1 protein-coding gene and 1 pseudogene are annotated in these 2,138 nt (G+C 77.2%); both read right to left on the minus strand.

Going from position 1 to position 2,138, the window contains the following annotated elements; translation table 11 throughout:
* A pseudogene (locus JZ5iCDA_RS16855) lies at nt 1-1,201 on the minus strand (sensor histidine kinase); the annotation flags it as partial.
* 83 nt (nt 1,202-1,284) lie between these two features.
* A complete protein-coding gene (locus tag JZ5iCDA_RS16860; protein ID WP_069388170.1) occupies nt 1,285-1,980 on the minus strand; it encodes a hypothetical protein in 696 nt (231 codons plus the stop codon).
* Nucleotides 1,981-2,138: the final 158 nt, after the last annotated feature.

Here is a 2,138-nt window from a genome sequence, read left to right on the forward strand (position 1 = left end):
CGTGCTCGACGTCGCGGACGCCCGCGACCGCGCCCGTGAGCGGGGCGTTCCACCCGTGCCCGGGGCCGTCGCCGCCGTCCGGTCCGGCGAGCGGCTGCGCGACCGGCCACTCGATCGTCACCGACTCCAGGCGCAGCGCCTCGCGCACGCCGACCGCGAGCCCGGCGACGAGCTCGTCGGCGGTCGATGCCGTCGACAGGTGCCGCCCCACGCGGAGCGCGGCGCGGCCCGGGTCGCCGCCGTCGCCGTACACGAGCGCGTGGACGCGCCGTCGCAGCCAGGTGTGCAGCGGCTGCACGGCCACCGCGACCCCGACGGCCGCGACCACCTGCGCCGCGGGACCGTCGACGACGGTCGCCGCGACCACGACGACGACGCCGTACACGAGCGCGAGGCCGAGCGCGAGCATCGCGGCGACGGTCGCGCGCGACAGCACGAGATCGACGCCCCACAGCCGGTTGCGCAGCACGCACACGAGGATGGCGGCGGGGAACAGCGCCTGGCACGCGAGGTGCGTGAGCGGCACGGCGAGCACGACGTCGGGGTCGGCCCACGTCCCGAGCAGCGGCACGAACGACAGCGCCATGAGTGCGGTGCCGAACGCGAGCAGCCCGAGCCCGCGCCGGTCCTCGACCGGGCCGCGGCGCCAGCGCCACGCCGTCGCCGCGGCGGTGACGAGCCCGACGACGACGACCCCGGCGATCGCCGGGCGCGGGTCATCAGCGGGGCCGAGGAGGAAGAACGCGATGGAGGCCGCGCCGGCGGCCACGCCGCACCAGCCGCCCGCGCCCGGCCGCCCGGAGCGCACGAACCACGGCACGAGCACGAAGAGACCGACCGTTCCGGGGATCCACGCGAAGCCGTACGCGTCGGCGAGCGGGGTCAGCGGCGGGAGGGCCGGGTGGGTCGACGCGTAGCTGCGCCAGGCGCCGCCGAACGCCGCCACGCCCCCGCCGATCCCGGCGAGGGCGGTCAGCCACCCGACGACGTGCGGGCGGCGCGCGAGGACGACCGCCGCGACGGTGCCGTAGACGAGCGCGACGGTCGCGTCGACGACGACGAACAGCAGGTCGCCGAGCAGCAGCGGGACGCCGGACGTGAGCTGGAGCAGCAGCGAGGACAGGCCGAGGGACCAGGCGAGGACGGCCACCGTCCACGCCGTGCGGGGCATCCCGGCGCGGCCGGGCCCGGGCTCGGCCACGGGCCCAAGGTAGGGCCGCGCCGGGCCCTTCGAGAAGGGCCCGGCGCGCACATCACCCGGTGCGTCGAGAGGTGTCGGGGCGCTCAGCGCCGGTCCCCGAGCGCGAAGCCGAGCGCGGTGACGACCAGCCACAGCGGCCCGACGAACCCGGCCATGTACTGCAGCGGGGAGACGCCGGCGAGCAGCGCGAGACCGCCGAGCACGACGCCGACGACGCCGATCCAGCGCGGCGCGGCCGAGTGCCGCAGCGCCGCGACGCCGAGCGCGACGCCGCTGACGCCGGCGCCGACCCACAGCCACGGGATCGTCGCGACCCAGTCGACGTAGAACGCGCCCGACTCGGGGACGACGAGCTCGGGCTCGGAGAAGGCGAAGAGGAACTGCGTGTCGAGGCCGGACCCCAGCAGCCCGGCGACCGACACGAGCACGAGGCCCCAGCCGGCGACGGTCGGCAGCAGCGAGCCGGCGGGCGCCTGTGCGTCGAGGCGGCGCTTGAGCCCGGCGGCGAAGACCAGCACCAGGAGCGCGCAGACGATCGTCGCGGTGTGGAAGACGAGCTGGGTGCCGATGCGGCCGGCCATGTCCGCGACGATCGCGTCGGCGTCCCCGGCGGTCTCCTCCCAGTTCGTGCCGAAGGACATCGAGGCCTGGATCGAGACGAGGCCGAGGACGCCGGCGACGGCGCCGGTCCAAGCCCACGCGCGCGACGGGGCGCCGCGGCCGCGGCGGGAGGGTGCGCCCGCGACGGGCGCCGTGGTGGTGAGCGGGCTGTCCTGCATGGGAGTGCCTTCCTGGTCGGGCGCGGTCGTCCCGCGCCGGGTGCTCGTGACCAGGGAAGGCTCGTGCGGGACGTGTCCCGGGTCCCAGAGGTCGGTGTCCCGGACGACCGGGCGATGTGGCCGGGACGGCGCCGCGGCTCCGGTCGCCGTCCCGGGGC

This window comes from Cellulosimicrobium cellulans, from assembly GCF_001722485.1.
Lineage (GTDB): Bacteria > Actinomycetota > Actinomycetes > Actinomycetales > Cellulomonadaceae > Cellulosimicrobium > Cellulosimicrobium cellulans_A.